We start from the raw sequence: 26,948 nt of genomic DNA on the forward strand, positions 1-26,948 counted from the left end.
TGATGGAAGAATTATCGTGCAGAACGCTGACTCGACTTAATCAGACCTTCCTTAATCCCTGGTGCAACTCTTCCGGGAACTACTTAGCCGCCGTTGAGTGGGGTGCCAAGACCCTTGACAGCCTTCAAGGGGAACTCGCTCCAACTGGCCAAGTGCAACCCGCAGACGCCACCGAACATCCGCTCCCCGACCAAACTGCGGGAATCTGGTTCACCGACCCACCCTATTACTTCGCTGTGCCGTATGCAGATCTGTCTGATTTCTTCTTTGTGTGGCTGAAGCGAGTCCTGCCCGGCCACCCTCTGTTTGGCAGTACCCTCTACGAGTCCCACGGTGGACTCACACCCAAGGAGCAGGAGCTTTGCGAGATGGCTCGTTGGGACTCTGTTCGATATGGACACAAGGATCATCAATTCTACGAAGACGGTATGGCCGAGGCGTTCGCCGAGGGGCGTCGCATACTGCGCGAGGACGGCGTGGGCTCGGTGGTCTTCGCCCACAAGACTACGGAGGGATGGGAGGCGCTGCTTTCGGGAATGATCCGCGGCGGCTGGACAGTCACCGGATCGTGGCCCATCGCCACCGAAATGGGGTCGCGCCTGCGCGCCCGGGACTCCGCCGCCTTGGCCACGAGCGTTCACCTGATTTGCCGTCCTCGCCCGGATGATGCTCCCGTCGGCGACTGGGCTTCGGTCCTTCAGGAGCTTCCTGTACGCGTGGCCGCATGGATGAAACGGCTTCAGCAGGAAGGCATCCGTGGGGCCGATCTGGTGTTCGCTTGTGTTGGGCCAGCGCTCGAGGTGTTCAGCCGCTATCGCGCCGTCGAAACCGCCGAGGGGCGCGAGGTCGGCTTACCCGAGTACTTGGAGAGAGTCTGGCAGGTCGTGGGGCGCGCCGCGCTCGAGCAGGTGCTCGGCACGGCCGACGCGGGCACGCTCGAAGAGGATGCGCGGCTCACCGCCCTGTTTCTGTGGACTCATCAGAGCACAGAAGTTGCTGAAGGGGCACCGACCAAGGAGGATCCGGCGGCCGTCAAGGCGGCGAAAGGACTCAGCCTTCCCTACGACGTGGTTCGCCGGTTCTCGCAACCCATGGGCATCGAACTCGACCGATGGACGGGTCGCATCATCGGCCAAAAGAAGGGTGTCGTGCGCCTGCTGCCCGTGTCGGAGCGGGCCGATGAGTTGTTCGGCCGGGACGGCGCGGACGCGGCGGCTGACTGGTTGGAGAGGGATCCGCGGGCGGACCTGCAACCGGCTCTTTTCCCCGATTGGGAGACGACGCCGACACCGATCGTACGCCGGCGGCTCGGGGCAAGATCGATCCTTGATCCCGACGACACGCTGCAGGGACCCGACGCGACGACGCTCGACCGCGTCCATGCGAGTATGCTCCTCCAGGCAAGCGGTCACGCGAACGTGCTCAGGAAGCTGATCGCGGCCGAACAGGAGCGGGGACCCGATTTCCTGCGACTGGCCAACGCGCTTTCTGCTCTCTACCCCCGCTGGAGCCGGGAGAAGCGCCTTCTGGATGCCATGATATTGGCCGTCCCGCGTTGACATTCCGGAGACGGGTCGTCGAGCTTACTGGCAGGCCACCGGAAATGCTGTCGCCCGAACCGCAGCGCTGAAGCCGTCTGCCTGGGGTTGGGGTACGGACAAGCGCGAGCCATGAGGACAGTCGACATGGAACCTTGGTACAGAGTGGCGACGTTGCGCTGGGAGGTACGGGAAGGCCGCTCCTTCAGTCCGGACCAATTCGCCATCGCGCTCGAACAGGTGGTCGCCGGAACCGCGCCACCCGACTACAGCGACCCGGCGCAGTTCTTCGCGCGCACATGCTTCACGCGGGCGCTGAGGGAGCACGTTGGCATGGCGCTGCGCCGACTCTCGGGCAAGACGGAGAACACGGCACCGGTCCTCACCCTCATCACTCAGTTCGGAGGCGGGAAGACTCACACCCTGACCTCCCTCTATCACCTCGCCAGCACGGGCGAGGCGGCCTCCGAGTTCCAAGGCGTGGGGAGTCTCCTCGAAGGGGAGGGGCTTGCAGCCGTGCCTTCGGCGCGGGTCGGCGTGTTCGTCGGCAACGCGTGGGACCCGGCCGAGGGCCGGGAGACGCCATGGATCGACTTGGCTCGCCAGGTGGCGGGCGAGCCCGGCGTCGCGGCGCTCGGGACCGCAACACGGACCACGCCCCCCGGGACCGCGACGCTGGGCAAGGTGTTCGCCGCCGCAGAAGCGCCCGTTCTGCTCCTGTTCGACGAGGTTCTCAACTTCGTGAACCGCCACCGCAGCATGGCCGATAGCTTTCACGCATTCATCCAGAACCTCACCGTCGCCGTCACCGGGACCACCCGCGCGGCCGCAGTCATCAGCCTGCCGCGCAGCCAAGTCGAAATGACCGACTGGGACCAGCAATGGCAGGAAAAGATCCAGAAGGTCGTCGGCCGGGTCGCTCGCGACCTCATCGCGAACGACGAGGCGGAGATCAGCGAGGTCGTCCGGCGGCGGCTCTTCGAGGATCTCGGCGGAGCTCGGCTCCGCAGGAGGGTGGCCAACACCTATGCAAACTGGTGTTTCGAGCGCACTGCGCGACTCCCGCGCGAATGGCTGGCCGTGGACACGGCGACGACCGAGGCGAAGGCCCGGGAGTTCCTGCGCACCCGGTTCGAGGCCTGCTATCCATTTCACCCGGCGACGCTCTCGGTGTTTCAGCGGAAATGGCGAGCGCTGCCGCAGTTTCAGCAGACTCGGGGCGCGCTCGCGATGCTCGCCCAGTGGGTATCGTGGGCCGCTCGCGAACACTTTCGAAAAGCGCGCACGGAGCCGTTGATCACGCTGGGATCCGCGCCGGTTCATGTGCCGGAGTTCCGCGCAGTGGTGCTGGGCCAGTTGGGGGAGCCGCGCCTCGACGCGGCCATCGAGGCCGACTTGGCCGGACAACAGGCTCACGCTCGCGCGCTGGACGCGGACGCCAGGGGTGCCCTGCGCGACATCCATCGCCGCACCGGCACGGCCATCCTCTTCGAGTCGTCCGGCGGTCAGGTGGACAAGGTTGCGCACCTGCCCGAATTGCGGTTCGCGCTCGGCGAGCCCGAGATCGACACGACGACCGTCGACAACGCGGCGGCCGCCTTGGAGGCGGCCGGGTTCTTCGTCCGTAGCGTGGGGACGGACGGATACCGCATCCACCACCAAGCCACCCTGAGGAAGGTGGTCAGCGACCGCCGCGCCTCGCTGGACGAGGAGACCGAGGTCAAACCAGCCATCCGCAAGCTCGTCGAAGCGGAATTCGCGCGGGGAGCCACGCTGCCCCTCGTCCCTTTCCCCGCCACCACAATGGACATTCCGGACACGCCGCGCCTCTCGCTCGTGGTGTGCGATCCGGAGACGGAGTGGACGGTCGGCGGGATCGCGGCCGAGCGGATCGCCAAGTGGACCAGAAAGCGCGGCACGGATCGGCTCCATCCCGCTTCTCTCGTATGGTGCGTCAGAAAACCCGGACGGCAGCTGCTCGACAAGGTCGAGCTTTGGCTGGCATGGCAGCGAGTCGCCGACGAAGTGGCGCAGGGTGTCCTGGGCGCGGACTTCGACCGCACGGACCGTGCCGGGGTGAGTGCCCGGGTCAGGGATTCCGAGGGGGCCGCCAGAGACGAGGTCTGGGCGAGTTACCGCTTCGTCGTCCTGTCGGACAATAACGCGGAGACCGGCCTCAAGGTCATCGACCTGGGCGCGGGCCATTCCAGCGGGAGCCAGACTCTTTGCGGCCGCATAACGAGCGCCATGAAGGCCGAGGCGCTTCTCAACGAGTCGGTGGGGGCCGGCTACATCGACCGGCACTGGCCGCCCGCGTTCGCCGACTCCGGGGCTTGGCCGCTCAGAAGTCTGCGCCAGAGCTTCCTTGACGGTTCGCTGACGCGGCTGAGCGATCCCGAGAAGGTCCTTCGACGGCAGATCGCCGCCCTCGTGGCCGCCGGCGAGTTCGGTTTGGCGTCCAGTGCCCGGCCCGATGGAGGTTACGGACGGTTCTGGTATGCGGAGCCGATCCGGCAGGAGGAAGTCGCGTTCGATCCGGAGGTCTTTCTCCTGACCAAGAGGAAGTCCGATGCCCTGAGAACCCCTCCCGAACCGGAGCCGTCTTCTCCCGAGCCGCCGACGTCCAGCCAGGCGGGGGCTGAACCCGAGCCGGATCCGGAACCTCCGACCACCGGCGAGGAGTCGAGAGCGATCCTCCAGGTCCTCGGCACGATCCCCGCCGAAGTCTGGAATCGGCTCGGAGTCAGGATTCTGCCCAAGCTCCGGGCCTTGGACGACCTCCGTGTCGGCATTGAACTGTCGGCGACCGTCAACTCCAAGAGGGTCCAGAGTCTCGAGTCCGAACTGATTCAGGCCCTCCGGGATCTGGATCTGGGGGAGCGGGTTCGCATCGTCACGCGAGACGTCCGTTCTTTGCGCTCAACGTCCGCAGGCGATTCCTCAGGCTGATTGGCAATCCAAGGCTTGGCCTGTCTCCACGGCGGTGTCTTCACGCAGGCGCTGGTGTACTCGAAGCTCAGGGTTTCCTTCTCCTGAACGGGAGGGGTTCGCACGGGTGGGCGCACCGGGGACAGGGTTTTCGGTGGCCCTGATAGCCGCAGTGCGCACAGCACCAGGTGCGCCGGCGTCGAGGCGCCTCGGCCGCTCGCTTTGCCGCCTGTCGCAGGTTACCGTTGTGCTCCCCCATGCGACGCATTCTCTCACGACAGCCTGGAATTCTCCCTTCCTCAATCTTCGCAGGAGCCTTCCCGCAGGGAATCCTTGATTGAATCGGATACATCGTCCAGTTAAGTCCAGTATGGTTCATAAGTGTTTGTATTAGATTGACTTATCACTAGGTCAGACGTCCGAACTTGTCCCATACCGATCCGCTTCATCCCCTTGTATCCACCATATTGTGGTAGGTATAGTGGTATGTATGACACTTACAAAACGAACTCCGAAACGCAAGCCGCGCGGCCGGCATCCCCTCAACGCCCTGACGCCGGCCCTTGTCCGAAACGTGAACCAGGCCGGACGCTATTGCGACGGCCACGGACTCTATCTCGACGTCCGGCCCACGGGCAGCCGTGGCTGGATTCAGCGCATCACCATCCGGGGCCGCCGAACCGAACTCGGGCTCGGCGGATTCCCCCTCGTCTCGCTCAAGGAAGCCCGTGAGAAGGCCTTCGCGAACCGGAAGCTGGCCCGAGAGGGGGGCGACCCCCGGGCCGAGAAGCGGCGGGCCGAGTCGATGCCCACTTTCGCCGACGCCGCCCGGACGGTCTGGAAGCAGTTGCGGCCGGGCTGGCGCTCCCCCCTGCATGCGCAGCTCTGGCTGGGAAGCCTGGAGCGCCACGTCCTGCCTCATATCGGGAAGATGCCGATTGCGGAGGTGACGAGCGCCGACCTGATCGGCATCCTCGCTCCGATCTGGCACGAGAAGGCCTCCACCGCCCGCAAGCTGCGCCAGCGCATCCGCGCGGTCCTGGAGTGGGCCGTGGCGATGGATCTTCGGCCCGACAACCCCTGTGACCGGATCGGTCCGGTGCTCGGCTCGCAGGGAAACGCCGTGCGTCACATGCGGGCATTGCCTCACGGTGAAGTAGCGTCCGCACTCCGGACGGTGCGGGCGTCGAAGGCGCGGCCGTTGTTGAAGCTGATGTTCGAGTTCCTGGTCCTGACGGCGACACGCTCCGGCGAGGTCCGTGGGGCCGCGTGGAAGGAGATCGACCAGGAGGAAGGAGTGTGGACCATCCCGGCCGCACGGACGAAGGGGAATCGGGAGCATCGGGTCCCCTTGGCCCAACGAGCGTTGGAGATCCTGGAGGAGGCGCAGGCGCTCGGTGGCGGCCGCCCGCTCGTTTTTCCGAGGGTGGGTGGAAAGCCCATCGGGAATACGGCCATGTCGGAACTGCTGCGGGGGTTGAAGATCGCGGCGGTGCCGCACGGGTTCCGGTCGAGCTTTCGCGACTGGGTGGCGGAGGAGACGGATCATCCGCGCGAGGTGGCGGAGGCGGCGTTGGCGCACAAGGTCCGCAACCCGATCGAGGCGGCCTACCGGCGCACGGACCTGTTCGAGCGCCGGCGTCGCCTCATGGACGACTGGGCGAGCTATCTGGCCGGCGAGAGTCGGTAACCGGTATCTGATCGGCTCCGTTGATCCGCCGTGATCGTCCCACCGGCAGTTTTCGCGATCTGGCGTTCGAGCCGGCTTCCGGGAGGTCGATCTTGACCGCTGAAAAGTGGGGTTCGGTGTCGATCCGGGAGTGTAAGTGAGACAACGGGGGCGACTTACATCAGGGGAGTGATTTCACTTACACGCGCGAGTTCCCCGATCTCCTTGCCCCTCTTGCGGTTACGGCCCCATTTCCGGCCACCGGGTGGCCGCACGGGGAAAGTGGAGGTGGACGGGAGCGACCCCCCCCTTTTTCCTGCCCGGTGCGGGCGCGGGGGTGTGGCGCAACTTACACTTGCGCAACACCCCCTGGGGGGGTCGCTCCCTTCCAAAATATCCCTTGGCGGGAAGGCCAGAAATGACACCCGTGACGGGCCTGATGGGCCGCATGAAGTCTCCGGCATCCACGAGCAACGGCTGGAGGCCCTCAGGAAGCAGGCGGTGGAGAGGCTCCGCGCCCGCCGCGCTGACCGCTGTCCGGACTGCGGCTATCGGAACGTCCAGAGAGACTGTCCCCGCTGCGGTGAAGCCTGCGAGACTGCGACTCGGCCACCCTTATGAACTTCCGGCAAACCGATGCCGGATGACGGGAGTTCCTGGTCGGGCCGGGCGAGCAACATTGCGAGCGTGGCGGAGAGATCAACGAGAGCCTTTGGCGTTGGATGGAGTCGCGCCCTTGTACCTAGTGTGGACGTGACGCTGGTATCGTGGCCCGCCTCAGTGACCGTTGCCAGCACGCATTGCGGACGCCGCGCCATCGGGAACAGACCGAAAAAAAGAATTGAGCCCGGGCCTCACAAGGCACCGATACTTGCCCACAACCGAACCTCACCCGGAATAGGTGACCGAAGGTGATCTCGGCGAGAAGACTCCCGCCAAGCTGCTGAACTTTTGGAGAGGCTTGACTCTGTAGCGCGTAACCTTAGCCAAGCTCGCCCTGTGTCAGCTCAAGCCAACGTGTCACTGCCTCCGGCGTGGCCTCGACGCCAATCAGCCGGTCACGGATCGAGGTGACGGCTTCGTGTGCGGCAATCGGTTTGGGCGGCTGGCTCCAGAAGAGGACCTGCTCGACGAAGTCGGACCAACTCTCGAAAACGGTCAGGCCGACGCCAAGGTCATCGGCCCATTCTGTCAGCGTAGCCTGCTCCAACGACTCTTGGCGAATGCACACAATGACTAACGCCGCTTCCCGTGCGCCCATTTGGATGCATTTTCGGACAAAGATACGGACATCGGACGCCGTCACCGGCTTGTCCCGGACCTCGATCGCCTTCTCGATGTCGGTAGTATCGGAATCCATTAGCACGCAGACATCGCCCGGATGCTTCCGGCTGGGGTCGTTGACTCGACCGGTCTCTACCCGGTCGGGGCCAGCGAACAGATCCATCAGACCAGCGACTACGGCCTGGGCGCGTCGTCCACCCTCCGAATCTTGCTCGACGAATTCCCGGATTACTTCGGCCAACCGATCTGGAGTGATCTCGAACTCGCCCTCCTGCCACGTGTAATGAGGTTGGTAGCGGCGGCGCACAGCAACGAAGGCCCGGAGGGCGGCCCGCGCTTCCGCCTCGTCCTCGAGATCGTTCAGCTTCCGCACCAGCCGAACCGTGTATTCGAACGCTGCACGGGCGCGCGGATGTACCGGCGTACCGTCATCCAGTCGCGACATTCGAAAGTACGGTTGGTTGTTTAGCGGCTCGCGGCCAGTCACGCCGATGTGGAAGCCCAGCTCCGCAGCTAGCGGAACGAGAACGCTATGGCAGAGGCTGCGTGCGGAAAACGCGTTCGGATTCCCAGGCGCATGGGTCGGCTTGATGGCGAACAAGTCGGCGCGACGATCAACCGCCTTCGCGAGCATGGCTGTTCCCAGAAAGGCGATGTGCGTGTTGGACTTGGCCTCCGCGCAGAGTTGCGAGAGGTGCTCGACTCGATCCGTCCACGCCGAGACGGCGTGAGCCGCATCAGGCTGATCCGCTACGTCATGGCGCGAAGACTGCGGGACGCCCAGTTGGGAAGCTCCAGAGGGGAGGACCTGACGCGGTGGAGCGACCGAGTCACGCAGCGCCTGGGCGGCGAGTTCTCTGTCAATCCGCATCGTGGGTGTCCTCATCGGAGGCGCGCAGTTCGAGAAGATCGCCGGGCGCGCAGCCTAACGCGATGCAGAGTTTCTCGATCGTACTGAGGCGGGTGTTGTAGGTCCTGCGGGCGGCGATAGACTCGACCGTAGTCTTTGCGAGCCCGGTGCGAGCAGCAAGAAGCTCATAGGTCATGCGCTCGCCGGTCCGGCGCTGATGCTCCTCCATTGCCTTCCGAAGCCGTACCCGTAGCAAGAGACTCTCCGCAGCCCGTGGTTGTATTGACAATACAAGTATCTTTGGATAGCTTTCACTCGTTCGTAATATACTAGACCAACTCGCCAGAAAACACCGATAGGAGGCGGCCTCGTGGGACGGCGGCTAACAGCGATCAGCCTGTACACCGGTGCCGGCGGCCTTGATTTTGGTTTCGAGGCGGCCGGCTTCGACACGAGGGTGGCCGTGGAGATGGATCCAGCTTCCTGTCGCACGGTGCGGCTCAACAGACCGCAGTGGGGACTTCTCGAAGGAGACATCCACGGGATCGCATCGGCGGCGATTCTGGAAAAGGCCGATCTGGGGGCGGGAGAGGCAGATGTACTGATCGGTGGCCCCCCCTGCCAGCCCTTTTCGAAGTCGTCCTACTGGGTAAATGGAGACGCGGGCCGACTCGAAGATCCCCGTGCAGATACCCTTTCGGCGTACCTGCGGGTTCTGCGGGACACGCGACCGAAGGCGTTTCTCCTAGAGAACGTGTACGGCTTGGTCTACAAAGGGAAGGACGAAGGGCTACGGCATCTGATCGAAGGCTTCGAGCGCATCAACCGCGAGACTGGGACTAACTACGTAGTTAGTTGGAGAATGCTCAACGCGGCGCACTATGGCGTACCGCAACGCCGCGAGCGAGTCTTCTTGATTGGGAGTCGCGATGGGGTGGAGTTCCGTTTCCCGGAGCCCACTCACATGGAAGCGGGGGAGAATAGGCTATTCGACCACCGCGAGCCGTACCGGACCGCTTGGGATGCGATCGGGGACTTGATCGATCAGCCGGGCGAGCCTGCGCTTACGGTTGGCGGCAAGTGGGCGGACCTACTGCCCACCATTCCCGAGGGGAAGAACTATCTTTGGCACACGAATCGAGGCGGCGGATCACAACTGTTCGGTTGGCGAACCCGTTACTGGAGCTTCCTCCTCAAGCTCGCCAAGAGTCTGCCGTCTTGGACGATTCAGGCACACCCGGGCTCGTCCATCGGTCCATTCCATTGGCGCAACCGCAAGCTCTCAGTCGAGGAAATGTGCCGTCTCCAGACCTTCCCCGCCTTGGAGTTTGAGTGCAGCCGCACGGTCGCGCAAAGGATGTTGGGCAACGCTGTCCCTTCACTCCTCGCCGAAGTGCTAGCTAGGGAGATCCGGCGTCAGCTACTGGGAGACCAGAACGATCCCGGCCCCCTTCGGCTCATACCTCCGGTTCGGACGCCTGTACCCGACCCCGACCCGACTATGGAGTTGCCCCAGAAGTACCGCACGCTGATCGGATCGTATCCGGATCATCCTGGCTAGGGGGTTCGGAGGTAGGCCAATCCGGGACGGGTTGTTTGACAGCGCTGCCGACATCGAATCGAGCCCGGGCGGGCGATCCCCTGAGCAGCTCCGACCTGCCGGACTGATCCTACCGAAGTGTTGGTAGCACTGGCCGATCGGCCGCCGCAAGAAGATCAAGTGCCCCCGACCAGAATCAGCGGCTTGGACCCTCGGAGGTATGAAATTGACAAGCTCACGAAGGATCAGGAGAATGGTCAGTAATTTGGCGTCGGGTTGCTGACTCCTCAACGATTGCCATTCGTTGTCTTCCACAGGATCTTGTTCACGCATTAGGCTCTCATCCGACACAGGATGATTTCACGGTCCCCGCTGAAGCTTCACCCTAGTCGGGGTTGGCTTAAACTCATCGTTCGCTCTTAATGCGATTGACAGCAGGCGTGTCTTGACCGTTTCTTCGGCCCCCAATAAATCCGCGAGGTGGTCAAGCGCCAGACCATAGGCGCACCAGAGGCGGCCCCACCACACTGCGAATCTCAAGTAAACTCCCGGATTATCCTCTTCCTTATCCGAGAACCCTCCGTTGGAGAGCGGCATTAACAAACCGAGAGGGGTCGGGTGGTCGTACTCGGACAGCCCGTTCTTAGTCTCGACATCCCACCAGATGCGATCCGCGTCGAGTCGGAACTCGTCTGGTAGATCCCTCCAGATGGAATGCATCTGTCTGTAGGCTGCCTTGAGGTCAACCGCCATTAAGTGCAGACCCTCCGTGGCAACCGGGCACTTTGTGGCCGCCACTGTGTGGAGGCATACCTTCCGCAGCCGGAAGATCCAGTCGGGTTCGTCCGGATCGACCTTCCGTCCCGAGGGGTCGATTTCCATGTGGACCTGGACTAGTTCTCGGCATAGATCACGGTGCTCTTTGCACAGGCAGCGTTGTTCATTAGCAGGTTCAAGTGTTTCCATCCTGCTTTCCCGTCCTGGTGTCGCTGATAGCAACTTCGACCACCTTTGATGACTCGTGTATCTCCTTTAATTGAGTCTCCGACTGTTCTATCAACTGACTATTCTGTGCTCCCTCCACCGGGATAAAGGACGCAGCTGAGTTCATGACCGACACTTGTCTCGCCAAGTAGTCCATCATGCACAGGAACACAACCGCATCTTCCGTCCTATTGAAGGTCATGACGCCTCCCAGTCGTGACCTTCCCTTCAAATCCGCTTTCCTGCCGTGGGTGAAGTAGTCGCTCAAGTAACCATATGACTCCCGCCCGCCCATGAGAGAAGACACCTTGTCCGATTGTGTCAGACGTTTCCCTTTCCGCCTCATTGGTTCGGGGGCGCCAACGGACGCGGCTGCGGATGCCTCCGCCTGCAGTTCGATTTCACGCAACTCTTGGGAGGCAATTTGGCCCCTGGTTACCCGACTGAGCGTCTGGAAATGGTCTGAATTGATCCGGTCCGCGACGTTCTCGGCGAACCTACGACCACGGCGCGTTCGCAGGTCAGGTCTGGCGGTTCTGCTGTAAGCGTGGAATACGATTTGCCCCGCGCATTCGAGAACCGGTCTCATTTGAACCGCCAGCGAATGCAGATTCCCGGACTCTTTGGCCCGGAGGACTGCGGACGTGTGTATCCGGGCCTTGCGGAGTAACAGCGGGACCACGACCCGGTCCATCGCGGTCGGGTCGGCGGCTCGTGAACGGGCCTCGGACATACCTCCTGGGAAATTGAGATACCGTTCGAGGTCACGGGTTGTCACGATCGCCTTCCGAAGCCGTTCGGCCATGTCTATACGTGAACGGGAAATGCCGACACTCAAGGTCTCGTTCATGGCGTTGGACTAGGATCTTGTCTCTGAAACGAGGGAGAACCGGAATGGTGAGGATAGCAGATCCCGAAGACGGTGCCCAAGTCCTACGCAGAACACCATCAGACCCATTTGCAGTCCTCCGTTCGCCTTCGTGTCAGGCAATCTTCTTCCAGAAATGCGGAGTGTGCTGAAAGGGACGCGGGCCGATTCGACGGCTATGGCAGCGTCAGGGCCTCGCTGAGACCGGCCATCGAGTGGCGACCAGGGGCGGAAGATCGCGACGCTGGCGTGGAGATCGACGACGACATTCGCGACGCTCTCGTGGCGGGCGACACGCTTGCCGGGGAGCTCATTTTGACGGGTACAGAGCGCCCCACCGTGTCGATCCGGGAGTGTAAGGGAGACAACGGGGGCAACTTACATCATGGGAGTCTGCCAACTTACACACGCGATTTCCCCGATCTCTTTGTCGCTCATGCTGTTACGGCCATGTTTTCGGCTCCGCCGTGCCCGCACGGGGAAATCGGAGGTGGACGGTAGCGCCCCCCCTTTTTCCTGCCCGGTGCGGGCGCGGGGTTGTTGCGCCATTCACATTTGCGCCACACCCCCTGGGGGGGCGCTCCCGTCGAAATTATCCCTGACGGGAAGGCCGCTGCGAAGAATCCGGAAGACCTGTTAGGGCTCTGCAAGGCGTCCGTTCACGACACGTGGTGCGTGATCCAGGGATGACCACAGGCGACACGTGCCAATGGGGTCCGCTGGTGCAGGTGGATTTTCGGCGTCCTCTTGGACGAGGACCTGGCCCGAACCCCGGACGGCCTGAACTCGGAGCGTGAGGTGGAGGTCGGCGACGGGGTCCGCTCCAGGTCCTGAGCGGCGATGCGGCCGGTCCGGGTGGTGGTGGTCCGGCCGTCGAGAGCCGCCTCCACGTCGTGGCGGCACCGGAGCAGGCGCCGGACGAGGCGCGGGGCGCGGTTTCTCCGGCAACCCGGAACGGATGACGGACCGGGGGAACCGATCCCCCCAGACCCCCCAGTGGCGCGAGAACCCCGGGCGGTTCACCTTGCCGCCAGTGAACCGGGCGCTCCTGTTCGTCGCGCGTCCCATGAGAATGGGACCCTCGCGCGGTCTCGTCGGGCTTCCAGCCGGAAGTGAGACGTCGGCTCGTTCCGAAAGTCCTGGCCATACGGACCCGGTCGGCTCCGAATGGATGCCTCCGATTTCCGGGGCGCGCAGGCTCTTGAAACCTGGGAGTCGAGGCGAGAAACTCGTTCCTGGAGTCCACGGACCTCCAATAGTCAAAGACTACCGAACGTTAACGTTTTCAATGGATTACCGGGTTCTTCGCCGAATCGGTAAAGTGGTTGACTCCCCATGTCTGACGTGCTGAACAGGCAACAAACAGGCAGCCGAGTAGGCTCCTGAAAGCGACGCGCCCTTTTCCCCTTCCGTTGCCTGGCTCAGAGATACCGTGAATTCAGTCTGTCGATCATTCGTCAATAGGGCGTGGATGGCTTTGGAGAACCTACTTGAAGACTTGTCCGAGGCCAACACTCGCCAAAACGTGGCCCGAACGCCATCAGGCATACTAATGTGTCCTGATATACTTTTTTGATGGGCATTCTGATCAGACGGTTTTTGTTGCCAATTTCCCTAACCATCCTTCTGATCTCCTGCACGGACCACGAGGGAGTGGAACTCCAGGAGGAGCGCCGTGGCCCGGCTCAAACACTTTTTGAAAACGGAATGGAATTCCTAGCCAAGAAGCACTTCATCAAGGCGCGCCTTTCCTTCCAGACGCTCATCAGCACCCATCCAGAGAGCGAATACACTCCGGCCTCGTTCCTTTCCATCGCCGACTCCTATTACGAGGAAGGGGGCAAGGAGAACCTGCTGCAAGCGGGTGCTCAATACAAGGACTTCATCATATTCTATCCCACCCACGAAAGCGCCGACCACGCCCAGATGCGGATCGCCGCCATCAACTACCGGCTCGGGAAACCTTATGAGCGGGACCCCACCTACATCCGCAAGGCGGAGGTCGAACTGAAGAAGTTTCTGGACGAGTTCCCGGACAGCGAGTTGGCGCCGACAGCGGAAGAGTTTCTCAGGCAAATTCGTGAGAATCTCTCCAAGTGCCCAGGTCCGCAAGAAGGGACAAATACCCAATAAAGTTCTTTGGCAAGAAAGTGCCGAACTCCGAGCCCCCCTGTGCCCCAGACCTGTAGCCACGTTCACGGGGAAAGCAAGGGCTCTCGACTCCTACGGCGGGGTGACGGCCGCCTTGAAGCGGACGGTCGAATTGAAACCAACGGCAGAAGGTCGCTCCTTCCAGGTCGTGATCGACGGTGAACGCACTTAGCAATCGCGAGGGCCGATGGAGGCTCGTTTCGGCGGTGCGAAAAGGGGGTCTCGCGCCCGATCCGGGATGTGAATGGGAAAAAGGGGGTGGATTCACAAAAAGTGGTCCCGATGACTCACAAAACCGCTTTCCCCGATCTTTTTTCCTTTCAGGCAGTTACGGACCCATTTCCGGCCACAGGGTGGCCGCACGGGGAAAACGGAGGTGGACGGGAGCGACCCCCCCTTTTTGCTGCCCGGTGCGGGCGCGGGGGTGTTGCGCCATTCACATTTGCGCAACACCCCCTGGGGGGTCGCTCCCGTCGCAATTATCCTGGCGGAAGGCCATGAAAAGACACCCGTGACGGGCAAGATGGGTCGCATGAGCGCCCCTGATATCCACATGGAACGGCTGGAGACTCTCAGGAGACAGGCAGTCGGGAGGCTGCGCGCCCGCCGCGCTTAACTCTGTCCGGGCTGTGGCTATCGGAGCTTCCAGAGAGGTTTTCCCCGCTACGGTGAAACCTGCGAGACTGCGACTCGGCCACCCTCATGAAATCCGGGCGAACCGGTGCCGGATGCCGGGTGTTCCGAGTTGGGCCGGGCGAGAGATGTTGCCCCTGCTGCGAATGTTGCGGTCCGGCTGTGCACCAGATCCTGTCCCGCTGACGGATTCCCCCCTGAGGGTTTGTATCCCGCCGGATAGGTTCTGCCGGGAGTGGTTCCCGGCAGAAAATCACTCATGGTAGTGATCGAGGAAGGGGCGCCGGGTGATCCGGTTCCCCTTCCTCGTCTCCGACCGGTCCTCCCGGAAAAGTCCACTTCCGACTCCAGATTGACTTCTCACTTGCGGAGCCGGAACCGAACCTTGACATCCCGAACCGATGCCCAATATAAGACAACGGCTAGTACCTCAGGGGGAACTTCCAAGCTGTGATCAAACAGGACATTGTGTCACGCGTCTCCGAAAAGGTGGGATTGACCAAGGCGAGGTCCGAAGAGGCCGTCGAGACCGTGCTGGAGGTGTTGAAGCGCGCCCTGAAGCATGGGGAACGCATTGAGTTGCGGGGCTTCGGAGTCTTTCTGGTCAAGCCGCGGAAGAGTGGCATCGGCCGCAACCCCAGGACGGGAGCCGTGGTCCCCATTCCTCCCGGCAAGACCGTTCGCTTCAAACCCGGGAAAGAAATCCGCTCCGGCTGACCTCCCTGCCTCCGGACGAGTCCTCCGTCAGTGACGGATGCGGACAAACCTCCCCAGTGGGTGTCCATCCGAATCACCTGCCCGAATTCCTGCTCGCTTAAGTACGACGAGCGGGATCTGAAGCTGCGCAAAATGCTGGAAGGTGCCGGTATCGAACTCAAGGAATCGTTCGGGAACAGCTAAGAAATGAGGCTGGGCTCGACCGCTGAAAGAAGGCATTTCGTGGCGGTCGGGGGGCGCACATGAGACAACGGGGGGCATGTGCACCATGAGGGCTCTTCGACGTGCACGGCGACTTTTCTCTAACCTGCTGTCCCCGTTCGGGTTACGCATCGCCTCGCGGCTCGGCGGTGCCACAAGGGGAAAGTGGAGGTGGACGGGAGCGACCCCCCCTTTTTGCCTCCCGGATCGGCAATGCGGGGCAGGCTGATGTGCATGGCCGTGCCATCGCCTGGAGGGTCGCTCCCGTCTCATCTATCCCTGTCGGGAAGGCCACGAATGACACCCGTGACCGGCAAGATGGGACGCATGAACGTCCCCGACATCCACGAAGAACGGCTGGAGACCCTCAGGAGATGGACTCTGGACCGGCTCCGGAGGTGGAGCGCCTAAACCGGCTCCACCTTTGTACTCCCAAGCTTGACCAGTGAGCGGATTAGAGCTAGTAGGTACTTATGCTCTTGGTAGACCAAGTCGAGATACTGCGGAAGAATCTTGTGAAACTCCAGAAACAAGAATTTGCGTTGCCGCTGATGGGGAGTACGGTAGCCACGCGGCAGACCTACTACGTCAAGTACCTTGTACTCCCGGCCCGAGATATTGCGACGACTATCGCGAAAGCCGACCCCGGTGGCAACAAACTCCCCACACGTCTGCGTGGGTGGAGCGTGGAAGTGACCGACGAGTGGCGTAATCGTCAGAGAATACATTTGAAGAAGCTACTCGGTATGGTTATTCACACCTACTATTTGAGCATCGGAAATGGTGACCTGGATGTTTCCAATGATCTAGGGCGTAGGGTGATTGTTCCCTACAGCGATTTTCTCCATTCAGTCGAACGTCTCGTGTTGCCCCCTGAAGATATCTGGTTGGTAGTTTGTGGCTTGGCCGAAGAACAGATCAAGACTCGCAATTCAAGAACGGCTCTGCAGGCATCCACGCCCGGGGCAGGGGATCTATCGCATTGCCTGTACACAATCAAGAATTGGCCGACCCTCCAAGAGATTATCTGGAACACATTTTTCGCCGGTCAGAGCACGACTGTGGGACCTGATTGCCAGACGGCGAACGAATCACCCTTTATCCAACGCGGGTCTCTTGTGGGTAACACCGTGATGTGGCGTGTCGGCTGGCGAAGAAATGATACCTACTCCGCGTCATGGATAGATGTCTCAAGACTGATACGGCAAATCCAAGATTATTTTATGCACAGACCTCGTGTTTAGTTCGAGTCCAAGGGCAATCGCCCTACCTTCCAGTTCAAACCCACTTTCTCATTGGCGCCTCCTCTTCCTCAAATTTCCAGACTGAGACTTTGGTCGCGGGGTCCTGAGTTCGAAACGCTTGACGGCCGATCGGACGATCTCCTTGATGTCGTCGGCTTTGCGAAGGGTGGAGGGTTTAAGCTGGATCTGCGCGGTACTGTCGGGATGAACCCGGGGGTGCTCGGAGAACCGTATGGGCACCCAATCGCCCGTGTCTAGAGAGAGTCTGTCATGATGAGTCCGATCCCGGCTCGCTGCCCCGTGGAGGGAGCGGAGCGACCGGAATGGGGTCGCGATCAGACCCTGACATTTTCGATGCCCATTGACAGGCGCTTCGTCAGGTGTTCGTCCCCCATAGAGCGCGAGGCCGCAGGCCCGGCTCAGGAAGTCAACCCACACGGCTTGACCGAACGGTTACGTCCATTCACGTCCACGAAAGGCCGCGGACATCCGTTTCATATCGGTGGAAAGAATGGGGGGAAGACCGGATCCGGACAATACATAACTCGTTTATGGTGAGTGGTTTACGGAAATTAGAGAAACAGTCCGCAGGGATCAATGAGAAGGGAGCGACCCCCCCAGGGGGTGTGGCGCAGATGTAAGTTGCGCCACGCCCCCGCGCCCGCACCGGGCAGGAAAAAGGGGGGGTCGCTCCCTTCCACCTCCGCTTTCCCCGTGCGGGCGTGGTGAAACCGGGAATGTGGCCGTAACGGCATGAGCGCCAAAGAGATCGGGGAAATCGGAGGTGTAAGTCAAAAGGCTTCCGGGATGGAACTCGGGTCCATTGTCTCCCTTACACTCCCGGATCGGCACCGTACCCCACTTTTCAGCGGTCAAGATCAGCCTCCAGCGAACGCGTTGCCCGCCACGAGGAATAGCCGTCGCTGACCACGCCGAACGAGCGATCCTTCGCCCCTGGTGGCAACTCCATTGGCCGATTCAGCGTGGATGTTATGCTGCCAGAGGAGTCGAGTTGGCCCGCGTTCCGTATCCGCACCCTGCATCTCAAGAGGATGGATGTCTGACAAGAAGATCAACGGAGGTATGGATCGAGTGGCCTTGGCCGTCCGACAGGTCTAAGAGGAGGGTGTGGCCCTGCTCCGGGAAGCCCACGTTCTTCATGTTGCCACTGGTACAACAGGTGATCCCACTCGTCTCCGTTATCGATCCGGATCGCACCGGGAAGGTCAGTTGCCGGGTTGGGTTGGCGTCAGAAATTCTGCCAAGTCAATCTGGATCAGATTCACGGACAGCGTTCGTCCGGCGGCCAGTTTTATTCTTCCACCGCTCTGGGCTCCTTTAGCCAGTGATTTTCTGCTCAAGACGTTCTCCCCACCGCTGCAACGCTCGGCTCATTTCCGGTAGCTTTTCCCACCGGTTGTACACGGCTGTCATGTGCCGGAACGGCCACGAGTGGTTCAGAATCCGGGCGATTGTGACATCGTCGGTGCCGAGCTTGCTCAAATTGGTTGCACAGGTCCGCCGCAAGTCGTGGGGTCGAAAATGGAATCCTGTTTTTTTCTGAATGCGTTGGCTCATCTTTTGGAGCCAGCGGATGTGTCCACCTCTGGGGGACGCGAAGACAAATTCCGAGTCACCAGTCAAGGGGTGTAGGCCCTGGATGATGGCCAGAGCCTGAGACGATAAGGGCACCTTGTGTTCGCGCTTGTTCTTGGTTTCTGTGGCTGGAATGGTCCAGATGTTCTCGTCGTCCAAGTCCCGCCACCGCATCGCTTTCGTTTCCCCGGGTCTCTGCCCCATCAACAAGATGAGCCGATAGATGGAGGCGGTCGGTTCCATTCGGTTCTCCAGATCTTTCCAAAGCGCCCGGATTTCATGGTCGCTCAGAACACGGTCACGACTCCTTTCCCTGGCCGGCAACGCGACGTGGGTGCAGGGATTGGCAAATGTCTCCGGAACCAGCGCCTTCCTCAACGCGAAATTGAAGATCGTGGAGGTCAGTGCCTTGACCCGGTTGGCCATGACCGGAGCCTGACGATTGAATTGGATGTCGTCCAGAAGACGAATGACATCGGAGCGTGTGATGGTTCGAAACTTCCTTCGGCCCCAAACCGGCAGCAGGTAGGTGTTCAAGATGCGCGTGTCTTCCTTGATGCTGGCCGGTTTCTTGTTGGGTCGGGCGTGCCTCTCCAGATACAACTCGGCCAACTCCTCGAATGTACCGGCTTGGCGTTCTTGCCGGCGTTCTTCCGCCGGGTCTTCTCCTCGCTGGACCGCACCCAGCAATTTGAAGGCCTGGGACCTGGCCTGTGCCAGAGAAAGTGCCGGGTAGACACCAAGCTTCATCCGTCTTCGTCGGCCGTCGGTTCGATAGAGAAACGTGAAGGTTTTTCGCCCGCTCTTCATGACCCGCACTCCGAAAGAGCCGGGGAAGGACTGATCCCAGAATTCCTGGACGGTTTGTTCCGTCTTCAGGTTCTTCAGCAGCCTGTCGGTCAGTCTTGCGGTGGGCATTTCGCCGTCCTTTCTTTGGAACCCGTCTCATTTTGGTTCCATATGGGTTCCACCCCGCTCAGGATTTAGCGGGATGTCCTTAGACGGAATGATACAACGTTAGACTGAAAAGTTCAATGATATCAGTTATTTGATAGACTACCTGAGATCCGATTAGATCCTGTGGAACGATGAAAATAACTGTCTCTTAATCAGTAGGTTCGGGGTTCGATTCCCTGGCGGCTCACCACTTTTCCGGTTGCCGACTCTTGCGAACCCCGGCTGTGCATGAGCAGTCAATCTCGATAGCAGCGTCAAGGGCCGTCTCATGCCTGAGCCAGATACAACTCTGACACGGCGCGACCTGCTCCGATCCGCCGCCCCCGCCCTGTTGGCGCTTGCCTCCTCCCCTCGGCCCGAATTGGCGGGTGCCGGACGCAAACTGCCCCCGGTGAGAGCCATCACGCGCGGTCCCAGGCATCACTGGTTCGGGTACTACGACAAACTGGAGTTCGACCCCGCCGGACGCTTCGTGCTGGGGATGGAAGTCGATTTCGAACACCGCTCGCCCACGCCCGCCGACGTGATCCGGATCGGCATGGTCGACCTTCAGGACGGCGATCGGTGGATCGAGCTGGGAGAGAGCCGCGCCTGGTGCTGGCAGCAGGGCTGCATGCTCCAGTGGCGGCCCGGCTCCAGGACCGAAGTCCTCTGGAACGATCGCCAGCGGGACCGCTTCGTGTGCCGCATCCTGGATATCGAGACGCGCCAACTGCGAACCGTTCCTCATCCGGTCTATACGGTCAGCCCGGACGGGCGCTGGGCCGTGACACCCGACTTTCGCCGCGTCAGCGACATGCGGCCCGCCTATGGCTATCCCGGTCCGGAGGACCCCTACCGCAATGTCGGGGCGCCCGAGGACTCAGGTATCTTCCGTGTCGACCTGGACACCGGACGCCGGGAACTGCTGGTCTCGGTGGATCAAGTCGTCAGGATCCCGATGCCGGGCGTCGATCTGGCCAGGGCCAAGAGCTACTTCAACCACCTTTTGATCAGTCCCGACGGCGCCCGTTTCATATTTCTTCACCGCTGGGGATTCCCCAAGTTCGTCGGCGCCACGAGAATGTTCACCGCCGGCCGCGACGGCTCGGATCTCCGGATCGTCGACGCCTCCGGCCTGACGTCGCACTTCATCTGGAGGGACCCGGAGTCGATCCTTGCCTGGACCCGGCCCGAATCAAGGCCGTGGGGGTTCTATCTTTTCGAAGACGCGACGGGAGGCGCGGTCGAGACGGTGGGAGAGGGCGTCATGACCGGCAACGGGCACTGCACCTATCTGCCGGGAGGCGAGTGGATCCTGAACGACACCTATCCGGACGCGCAAAGGATGCAGCACGTGTATCTGTACCACGTGGCCACGCGCAGGCGGGTCCCGCTGGGCCGGTTCTATTCGCCGCCGGAGTACGTCCGCGAGGGACGAGTGGACACGCATCCGCGTTTCAGCCCCGACGGGAGCAAGATCGTCATCGACTCGCCTCATACCGGCGAGGGCCGGCAGATGCACCTGATCGACGTCGGAGAGATCGTCAACGGCTAGGCGGCCGGGTCTTCATTCGTCGCCCGCTTCAGCCTGGGCGAGCCGGTCGGCTTCCTCCTCCATCAACTCGGCCAGCTCGACCCAGTTGCGGCTGTAGAAGGCCGAGTGCTGCAGCTCCAGGTAGAGGTTCAGGATGCGGTCCAGCGCCTGGGCCTTCTTTTCCAGGAGTTCTCTTTCACGATCGGCGGCCATAGCGTCGGGGCTCCTTGCGGGTGCCCCTTCATTGTTTCACGATCGCCACGGCGTTTGCCGAGGGCTGTTAGAATGTGTGCCGCCTTGGCAGCCCGTCTTGAACGGGGCGTCGGCATTGGATCATGAACGTCCGCACGGAACTGGAAGAGATCAGCCCGGTCAAGAAGAAGTTGCGGGTCGAAGTGCCGGTGGAAACGGTGCTCGCCGAGTTCAACCGGGTGGCCACGACCTATCGGAGGCACTCCAGGATCGCCGGGTTCCGTCCCGGAAAGGCTCCGGTGGCGCTGGTCAAACGGCGGTATCGGAAGGACATCCGCCAGGAGGTCCTGCGAAAGTTGATCCCCGAGTCCTACGACCAGTCCATCCGGGAAAGGAAAATCCGGCCCCTCGGCCAGTTGCAACTGGAACAAGTGGAGCTGAACGAGGGGGAGCCTCTGGTGTACGAGGCTTTGGTGGAGACCCTGCCCGAATTCCGGATTCCGGATTACAGGGGGTTGGAAGTTCGTCTGGAGAAGAAGGCTCCGGACGAGGAATCGGTGCACCAGGAGTTGGAGCAGCTCCGGGACCGGCATGCGCCCCTGATTTCGGCGCCGGACCGGGACACGGTCCGCGATGGGGACTACGCCGTGGTGGATCTATTGGGCAGGTACGTTCCCGGCGAAGATGAGGCCATTCGGCAGGAGAACACGACCATTCGCGTGGGAGACGAGCGCACCCAGCGCGATTTCAATCAGGCCCTGCTGGGAATGGAAGCCGGTGAGGAGAAGACCTTCGTCGTGGACTACCCCCAAGACTATCCGGAGGAGAAGCTGGCCGGCCGCCGGGTCCGCTTCAACCTGCAACTCAACGACATCAAGGTCAAGGACCTGCCGGACCTGAACGACGAATTCGCCAAGGATCTGGGAGACTTCGACGATCTGGATCAACTCAAGGAGCAGATTCGGCAAGGACTCGCGAGCCAATGGCAACAGGCACGAAATTCCAGCATCCGGCGCCAACTGGTTCAGAGACTTTCCGAAGTCTGCCCCTTTCAGGTGCCGGATGTCCTGGTGGAAGACCGGATCGACAACAAGATTCGCGACGTGGCCTACAATTTGGCCCGGCAGGGAGTGGATCCCTCCAAGTCGAATCTGGACTGGAATCGCATCCGCGACGACCTTCGCCACGACGCCGAGCAGGAGGCCCGGGCGGCCTTGATCCTTTCGGAGATCGCGGCGAATGAGAATCTGGAGGTCGAGCCGGCAGAGTTCGAGGCGGAACTCAGGGAGACGGCGGATGCCCTGAACCAGCCGCTGGAGAAGATTCGGCAGAGGTTCCACGACCGGGAGTCGAAAGCGGATCTGGAGACTCGAATCCTCCGCCGCAAGGCACTGGAGCTGCTGGTTGAGCACTCGGCGGTCAGCGAAGCATGAGGAGCGCAGAGCGAACAATTGCGGTTTCCCCCGCGGGGCGGGTCCGGACGGACGTCCTGACCGCTTTTCTCACGAGGTGACGCGACGGCCCCGGACGCGGGCAGCGACGAGAGGAGATCCAGGATGCCTTTGATCCCCATGGTGGTCGAGCAGAGCAATCGCGGCGAGCGCGCCTACGACATCTATTCCCGTCTCTTGAAGGACAACATCATCTTCGTCGGCACGCCCATCGATGACAACGTGGCCAACCTGGTCACCGCCCAACTGCTCTTCCTGGAAGCCGAGGGACCCGACAAGGATATCTCCCTCTACATCAATTCCCCGGGAGGCTCGATTACTGCGGGTCTGGCCATTTACGACACCATGCAGTTCGTCAAGAACGATGTGACCACCATCTGCATCGGGCAGGCGGCGTCCATGGCGGCGTTGCTGCTGGCCGCCGGCGCCCCGGGCAAGCGGTTCGCTCTGCCGCACAGCCGGATCCTGATCCACCAGCCCACCATGTCGGGGCTGTCGGGTCAGGCGACCGACATCGACATCCATGCCCGGGAGATCCTGAGAATGCGGGATACCACCAACCGGATCCTGGCCAAGCACACCAAACAGACCCTGCGCCGGATCGCCAAGGACGTGGACCGGGACTTCATCATGGCGACTCCGGAAGCCAAGGAGTATGGTATTATCGACATGACCATCGAGAAGCACACTTGACGGACATCGGTCATCCCAGACAGCTTTGACAATCGTTCGCCGGGACCCACCCCTCCGGCCGGTGTTCCCGGGTGCTCGTGGTCAACAGGGGAGTTCAAGTGAAGAAGAATGTGGAAAACATTTTCCAGTGCTCGTTCTGTAACAAGAGCCAAAAACACGTCAAGAAGCTGATCGCAGGTCCGTCAGTCTTCATTTGCGACGAGTGTGTCGACATCTGCAACGAGATCATCGCCGATGAACTGACCGCAGAGGCGGCATCGATCAAGGAGAACCTGCCCAAGCCGGTGGAGATCAAGGAGTTCCTGGACCAGTACGTCGTAGGTCAGGAGATCCCCAAGAAGAAGTTGGCCGTGGCCGTCTACAATCATTACAAGCGGATCAAATTGGGCAGGCGGCGGCGCCAGAACGTGGAGCTTTCCAAGAGCAACGTGCTGCTCATCGGTCCCACCGGGACCGGCAAGACGCTCCTGGCGCAGACGCTGGCCCGCATGCTTTCGGTTCCCTTCGCCATTGTCGACGCCACCACGCTCACCGAGGCCGGCTACGTGGGGGAGGATGTGGAGAACATCCTTCTTCGCCTGCTGCAGGCCGCCGGGGGAGACCGGGAGCGTTGCATGCAGGGGATCATCTACATCGACGAGATCGACAAGATCTCCCGCAAGGATGAGAACCCCTCCATTACGCGGGACGTGTCGGGCGAGGGAGTCCAACAGGCCCTGCTCAAGATATTGGAAGGGACCGTGGCCAACGTTCCTCCTCAGGGAGGCCGCAAACACCCTCACCAGGAATTCGTTCAGGTGGACACCACGAACATTCTGTTTCTCTGCGGAGGCGCCTTCGTCGGTCTCGAGAAGTTGATTCGAAGCCGTCTGGGCCGGAGCGGCATGGGGTTCCGGTCCTCGCTCGGCGACAATCGGTGGAAGAAGGAAGGCGCTGCTGAAGTCCTGAACCAGAATCTGCCTGAGGACCTGATCAAATTCGGCCTGATTCCCGAGTTCGTGGGACGCCTCCCCATCGTCTGTACGCTGCACGATCTGGACCGCGACGCGTTGGTCGAGATCCTGACCCGGCCCAGCAACGCCCTGGTGAAGCAATATCAGAGAATGTTCGAGTTCGAGGGCGTCTCTCTGAGGTTCACCGAAGGCTCGCTGCGGGCCATTGCGGGCCTGGCATTGAAGAGCAAGATCGGAGCCCGCGGCTTGCGGTTGGTAGTAGAGGATCTTATGTTGGACCTCATGTACGAACTCCCCTCCAACAAGACGACGGAGGAGTTGGTGGTGACCAAGGAGATGGTGGAGAATCGCGAAATGGTGTTTCGGGTTCTCGAGAAGGCGGGATAGTGGATTGGAAAAGGATTTCTTTCGCCGGCCCTGCCGGTTCGGCCGGCCGCAAGCCGGCTGTTGAAACGAATCCTGCAGTGCTGCATCTTACAATGAGAAGCGGCCGTACCTTTTAGCTTGCGACACGATACGAATATGGCGGAAATCCAAGACAGGCGCACCGCGAGTTACCCCATGGTTCCCATTCGCGACGTCGTCGTCTTCCCGGCGATGATGGTCCCATTCGTGATCGGGCGGGATTCCTCGGTGAAGGCGTTGGAAGTGGCGTTGAAGGCGGACAAGAAGATCTACCTGGCCACCCAGAAGGACGCGTCCCAGGACAGTCCGTCCTCCGCGGACATCTACGAGGTCGGAACCGTTTCCAACATCGTCCAGAGCCTCAAGCTTCCCGACGGAAACATCAAAGTGCTGGTGGAAGGGGTCCAGCGCGCACGGACCGTTCGCGTGTCCGGCGCCTCGGGTTATTTTCGGGCCGAGGTCGAAGTGGAGCCGGTTCCGGTGGTCTCCCGCGCCAAGATGAGCCTGCTCACAAAGCGCCTGAACCTGCTGTTCGAGGAATTCGCCAAGCTGAATCCCAACGTCAGCTACGAGACCATCGTGCAGTCGACTCGGAAGACCACGCCCGAGCGGCTCGCGGACACGGTCGCCGCCAACCTTCCCATCGTGGTCGAGGACAAGCAGGTTCTGCTGGAGATCGTGGACCCGGCGGAACGGATGACGAAGATCTGCGAGTCCATCGAGATCGAGATCGAGAAGATCAAGATGGACCGGTCGGTACAGGGCCGCGTGCGCCGGCAGATGGAGAAGGCGCAGCGGGAGTACTACCTGAACGAGAAGGTCAAGGCCATTCAGGAGGAGTTGGGGCGCGGGGACAAGGACGAGCTGGAGGAACTGAAGAAGAAGATCGAAGAAGCCTCCATGCCCAAGGACGCCAAAGAGAAGGCGATGAACGAGATCCGGCGGCTTCAGCACATGCCGCCCATGAGCGCCGAGAGCACGGTCAGCCGGACCTATGTCGAGTGGCTCGTCGCCATGCCGTGGAAGAAGCGGAGCCGTGAGATCCGCGAGATCTCGCGGGCCGAGAAAGTGCTCGAAGCGGACCATTACGGTCTGGAAAAGGTCAAGCAGCGGATCCTGGAATATCTCGCCGTCCGGCAGCTCTCCCGCAAGAGATCCAACGGGTCGATACTCTGTTTCATCGGCCCGCCCGGCGTGGGAAAGACCTCCTTGGGCCGGTCCATCGCGCGGGCGACGGGAAGGAAATTCGTCCGCCTCTCGCTGGGCGGAGTCCGTGACGAAGCGGAGATTCGCGGGCACCGGCGAACCTACATCGGAGCTCTGCCCGGACAGATCATCCAGATGATGAAGAAGGCGGGCACCCGGAATCCCCTGTTGCTTCTGGACGAGATCGACAAGATGAGCATGGACTTCCGGGGCGACCCGTCAGCCGCCCTCATGGAGGTCCTGGACCCGGAGCACAACAACAGCTTCGTGGACCACTACCTGGATACGGAATACGATCTCTCCGACGTCCTCTTCATCTGCACCGGAAACGTTCGTCACAGCATTCCCAGACCGTTGCAGGATCGCATGGAGATCATCGAGATTTCCGGTTACACGGAATGGGAGAAGCTCAAGATCGGCCGCCAGTACCTGTTGCCCAAGCAGTTGGATCGGAACGGCCTGAAAAGGAGGCCGCTCCGGTTTGAAGATGACGCGATCCTGGAGCTGATTCGCTTCTACACTCGCGAATCCGGGGTTCGCAACCTGGAACGGGAGATCGGAAGCATCTGCCGCAAGGTGGCGCACAAGGTGGTTTTATCCCGGAAGAAGATCAAACTGGAGGATCAGGTCTTCGACATTTCTCCCGGCACGGTCCGGAATTACCTGGGTCCTCACAAATACCGCAACCAACTGGCGGCGGAATCGAATGAAGTCGGACTGGCCACAGGTCTCGCCTGGACCGAAGTGGGTGGCGAAGTGCTCCTGACCGAGGCCACCACCATGCAGGGCAAGGGCGATCTGCTCTTGACCGGAAAGCTGGGCGAGGTCATGCAGGAATCGGCGAAAGCGGCCCTTTCCTTTATTCGTTCCCGAAGTTCGGACTACAGCCTGCTCAAGGATTTTCACAAGATTCTGGACATGCATGTCCATGTGCCTGAAGGAGCCATCCCCAAGGACGGCCCTTCGGCCGGCATCACCATGGCCACCACCATCGTCTCCGCCCTGACGGGAATCGCGGTGCGCCGCGACGTGGCCATGACCGGGGAGATCACCCTGCGGGGCAAGGTGCTTCCCATCGGCGGCGTCAAGGAGAAGATTCTTGCGGCTCACCGGGCCGGGATCGAAACCGTCATTCTGGCCAAAGACAATAAGAAGGATCTGAAGGAGATCCCTGACACTGTTCTGGACAAGGTTAAGATTGTCCTCGTCGATACCATGGACGAGGTTCTTGACATCGCACTTGAAACGCCCATCAATCGAAAGAGCCGGCAGCAGCGGGACGAATACATGAACGAACCGCAGCCGCCTCAATTGGAGGGGGGAAACCAAGCCGGCGTCCACTGAGAGGACGTGCTTGTTCCAGCGAGTCCAT

General features: G+C 61.3%; 19 protein-coding genes. 12 read left to right on the top strand and 7 right to left on the bottom strand.

The features are described from left to right. The 3 genes from OXT71_04390 to OXT71_04400 form a co-directional block, all read left to right on the top strand. On the top strand, positions 1 to 1,559 hold a 1,559-nt coding region (locus tag OXT71_04390), incomplete at its 5' end, for a DUF1156 domain-containing protein (GenBank protein MDE2925619.1). 126 nt (positions 1,560 to 1,685) lie between these two features. Next, positions 1,686 to 4,487: a DUF499 domain-containing protein gene (locus OXT71_04395; GenBank protein ID MDE2925620.1), complete on the top strand. Its 2,802-nt coding sequence runs from the start codon at positions 1,686 to 1,688 to the stop codon at positions 4,485 to 4,487. A gap of 469 nt (positions 4,488 to 4,956) precedes the next feature. Further along, the gene (locus OXT71_04400) at positions 4,957 to 6,156 is read left to right on the top strand and encodes an integrase arm-type DNA-binding domain-containing protein (protein ID MDE2925621.1); all 1,200 of its coding nucleotides are present in this window, start codon (positions 4,957 to 4,959) and stop codon (positions 6,154 to 6,156) included. Positions 6,157 to 7,117: 961 nt separating this feature from the next. Here the strand turns inward: OXT71_04400 and OXT71_04405 are convergent. Both OXT71_04405 and OXT71_04410 read right to left on the bottom strand, forming a co-directional pair. Then, the gene (locus tag OXT71_04405; protein ID MDE2925622.1) at positions 7,118 to 8,290 is read right to left on the bottom strand and encodes a restriction endonuclease, SacI family; all 1,173 of its coding nucleotides are present in this window, start codon (positions 8,288 to 8,290) and stop codon (positions 7,118 to 7,120) included. Continuing rightward, entirely contained in the window at positions 8,280 to 8,525 is a 246-nt protein-coding gene (locus OXT71_04410; protein ID MDE2925623.1) for a helix-turn-helix transcriptional regulator, read from the bottom strand. The genes OXT71_04405 and OXT71_04410 overlap by 11 nt, the downstream gene beginning before the upstream one ends. 114 nt (positions 8,526 to 8,639) lie before the next feature. Between OXT71_04410 and OXT71_04415 the strand changes: the two genes are divergently transcribed. After that, positions 8,640 to 9,830, top strand: a complete 1,191-nt coding sequence (locus OXT71_04415; GenBank protein MDE2925624.1) for a DNA cytosine methyltransferase — start codon at positions 8,640 to 8,642, stop codon at positions 9,828 to 9,830. 339 nt (positions 9,831 to 10,169) lie between these two features. On the opposite strand, the gene OXT71_04420 is transcribed toward OXT71_04415, so the two are convergent. From OXT71_04420 to OXT71_04430, 3 genes are all read right to left on the bottom strand, one after another. Next, a complete protein-coding gene (locus tag OXT71_04420; protein MDE2925625.1) occupies positions 10,170 to 10,691 on the bottom strand; it encodes a hypothetical protein in 522 nt (173 codons plus the stop codon). Between the two features lie 70 nt (positions 10,692 to 10,761). After that, positions 10,762 to 11,643, bottom strand: coding sequence for a hypothetical protein (locus tag OXT71_04425; GenBank protein ID MDE2925626.1), 882 nt, complete (start codon positions 11,641 to 11,643; stop codon positions 10,762 to 10,764). Between the two features lie 677 nt (positions 11,644 to 12,320). Next, positions 12,321 to 12,551, bottom strand: coding sequence for a hypothetical protein (locus OXT71_04430; protein MDE2925627.1), 231 nt, complete (start codon positions 12,549 to 12,551; stop codon positions 12,321 to 12,323). 685 nt (positions 12,552 to 13,236) lie between these two features. Here OXT71_04430 and bamD point away from each other — a divergent pair. The 3 genes from bamD to OXT71_04445 all read left to right on the top strand — a co-directional run bounded on the left by bamD (position 13,237) and on the right by OXT71_04445 (position 16,607). Further along, positions 13,237 to 13,794, top strand: coding sequence for an outer membrane protein assembly factor BamD (gene bamD, locus OXT71_04435; protein MDE2925628.1), 558 nt, complete (start codon positions 13,237 to 13,239; stop codon positions 13,792 to 13,794). Between the two features lie 1,101 nt (positions 13,795 to 14,895). Then, positions 14,896 to 15,162 carry an integration host factor subunit beta gene (locus tag OXT71_04440; GenBank protein ID MDE2925629.1) on the top strand — a complete coding sequence of 89 codons (267 nt, stop codon included), beginning with the start codon at positions 14,896 to 14,898 and terminating at the stop codon, positions 15,160 to 15,162. A 716-nt stretch (positions 15,163 to 15,878) separates the two neighbouring features. After that, a complete protein-coding gene (locus OXT71_04445; GenBank protein ID MDE2925630.1) occupies positions 15,879 to 16,607 on the top strand; it encodes a hypothetical protein in 729 nt (242 codons plus the stop codon). Positions 16,608 to 17,945: 1,338 nt separating this feature from the next. Here OXT71_04445 and OXT71_04450 read toward each other — a convergent pair. Beyond that, entirely contained in the window at positions 17,946 to 19,121 is a 1,176-nt protein-coding gene (locus OXT71_04450) for a tyrosine-type recombinase/integrase (protein MDE2925631.1), read from the bottom strand. A gap of 307 nt (positions 19,122 to 19,428) precedes the next feature. Here OXT71_04450 and OXT71_04455 point away from each other — a divergent pair, with 307 nt between their 5' ends. Then, on the top strand, positions 19,429 to 20,697 hold the full coding sequence (locus OXT71_04455; GenBank protein MDE2925632.1) for a hypothetical protein: 1,269 nt from the start codon (positions 19,429 to 19,431) through the stop codon (positions 20,695 to 20,697). A gap of 12 nt (positions 20,698 to 20,709) precedes the next feature. On the opposite strand, the gene OXT71_04460 is transcribed toward OXT71_04455, so the two are convergent. After that, positions 20,710 to 20,889: a hypothetical protein gene (locus OXT71_04460; GenBank protein MDE2925633.1), complete on the bottom strand. Its 180-nt coding sequence runs from the start codon at positions 20,887 to 20,889 to the stop codon at positions 20,710 to 20,712. Positions 20,890 to 21,011: 122 nt separating this feature from the next. Between OXT71_04460 and tig the strand changes: the two genes are divergently transcribed. The 4 genes from tig to lon all read left to right on the top strand — a co-directional run bounded on the left by tig (position 21,012) and on the right by lon (position 26,920). Further along, positions 21,012 to 22,301, top strand: a complete 1,290-nt coding sequence (gene tig, locus OXT71_04465) for a trigger factor (protein MDE2925634.1) — start codon at positions 21,012 to 21,014, stop codon at positions 22,299 to 22,301. Between the two features lie 123 nt (positions 22,302 to 22,424). After that, positions 22,425 to 23,012 (top strand): ATP-dependent Clp protease proteolytic subunit, encoded by a 588-nt coding sequence (locus tag OXT71_04470; protein MDE2925635.1) that lies wholly within the window; start codon positions 22,425 to 22,427, stop codon positions 23,010 to 23,012. Positions 23,013 to 23,110: 98 nt separating this feature from the next. Further along, positions 23,111 to 24,352 (top strand): ATP-dependent Clp protease ATP-binding subunit ClpX, encoded by a 1,242-nt coding sequence (gene clpX, locus OXT71_04475; protein ID MDE2925636.1) that lies wholly within the window; start codon positions 23,111 to 23,113, stop codon positions 24,350 to 24,352. Between the two features lie 135 nt (positions 24,353 to 24,487). After that, positions 24,488 to 26,920 (top strand): endopeptidase La, encoded by a 2,433-nt coding sequence (gene lon, locus OXT71_04480; protein ID MDE2925637.1) that lies wholly within the window; start codon positions 24,488 to 24,490, stop codon positions 26,918 to 26,920. The last annotated feature ends 28 nt before the right edge of the window (positions 26,921 to 26,948 follow it).

This window comes from Acidobacteriota bacterium, assembly GCA_028874215.1.
Taxonomy (GTDB): Bacteria; Acidobacteriota; UBA6911; order RPQK01; family JAJDTT01; genus JAJDTT01.

What these genes read in the sequence shown, in the direction of transcription:
- OXT71_04395 (MDE2925620.1), top strand. Translation starts at nt 1,686, where the DNA reads ATGGAACCTTGGTACAGAGTGGCGACGTTGCGCTGGGAGGTACGGGAA.
- OXT71_04400 (MDE2925621.1), top strand. Translation starts at nt 4,957, where the DNA reads ATGACACTTACAAAACGAACTCCGAAACGCAAGCCGCGCGGCCGGCAT.
- OXT71_04405 (MDE2925622.1), bottom strand. Translation starts at nt 8,290, where the DNA reads ATGCGGATTGACAGAGAACTCGCCGCCCAGGCGCTGCGTGACTCGGTC.
- OXT71_04420 (MDE2925625.1), bottom strand. Translation starts at nt 10,691, where the DNA reads ATGGAAATCGACCCCTCGGGACGGAAGGTCGATCCGGACGAACCCGAC.
- OXT71_04425 (MDE2925626.1), bottom strand. Translation starts at nt 11,643, where the DNA reads ATGAACGAGACCTTGAGTGTCGGCATTTCCCGTTCACGTATAGACATG.
- bamD (MDE2925628.1), top strand. Translation starts at nt 13,237, where the DNA reads ATGGGCATTCTGATCAGACGGTTTTTGTTGCCAATTTCCCTAACCATC.
- OXT71_04450 (MDE2925631.1), bottom strand. Translation starts at nt 19,121, where the DNA reads ATGCCCACCGCAAGACTGACCGACAGGCTGCTGAAGAACCTGAAGACG.
- OXT71_04455 (MDE2925632.1), top strand. Translation starts at nt 19,429, where the DNA reads ATGCCTGAGCCAGATACAACTCTGACACGGCGCGACCTGCTCCGATCC.
- OXT71_04460 (MDE2925633.1), bottom strand. Translation starts at nt 20,889, where the DNA reads ATGGCCGCCGATCGTGAAAGAGAACTCCTGGAAAAGAAGGCCCAGGCG.
- tig (MDE2925634.1), top strand. Translation starts at nt 21,012, where the DNA reads ATGAACGTCCGCACGGAACTGGAAGAGATCAGCCCGGTCAAGAAGAAG.
- OXT71_04470 (MDE2925635.1), top strand. Translation starts at nt 22,425, where the DNA reads ATGCCTTTGATCCCCATGGTGGTCGAGCAGAGCAATCGCGGCGAGCGC.
- lon (MDE2925637.1), top strand. Translation starts at nt 24,488, where the DNA reads ATGGCGGAAATCCAAGACAGGCGCACCGCGAGTTACCCCATGGTTCCC.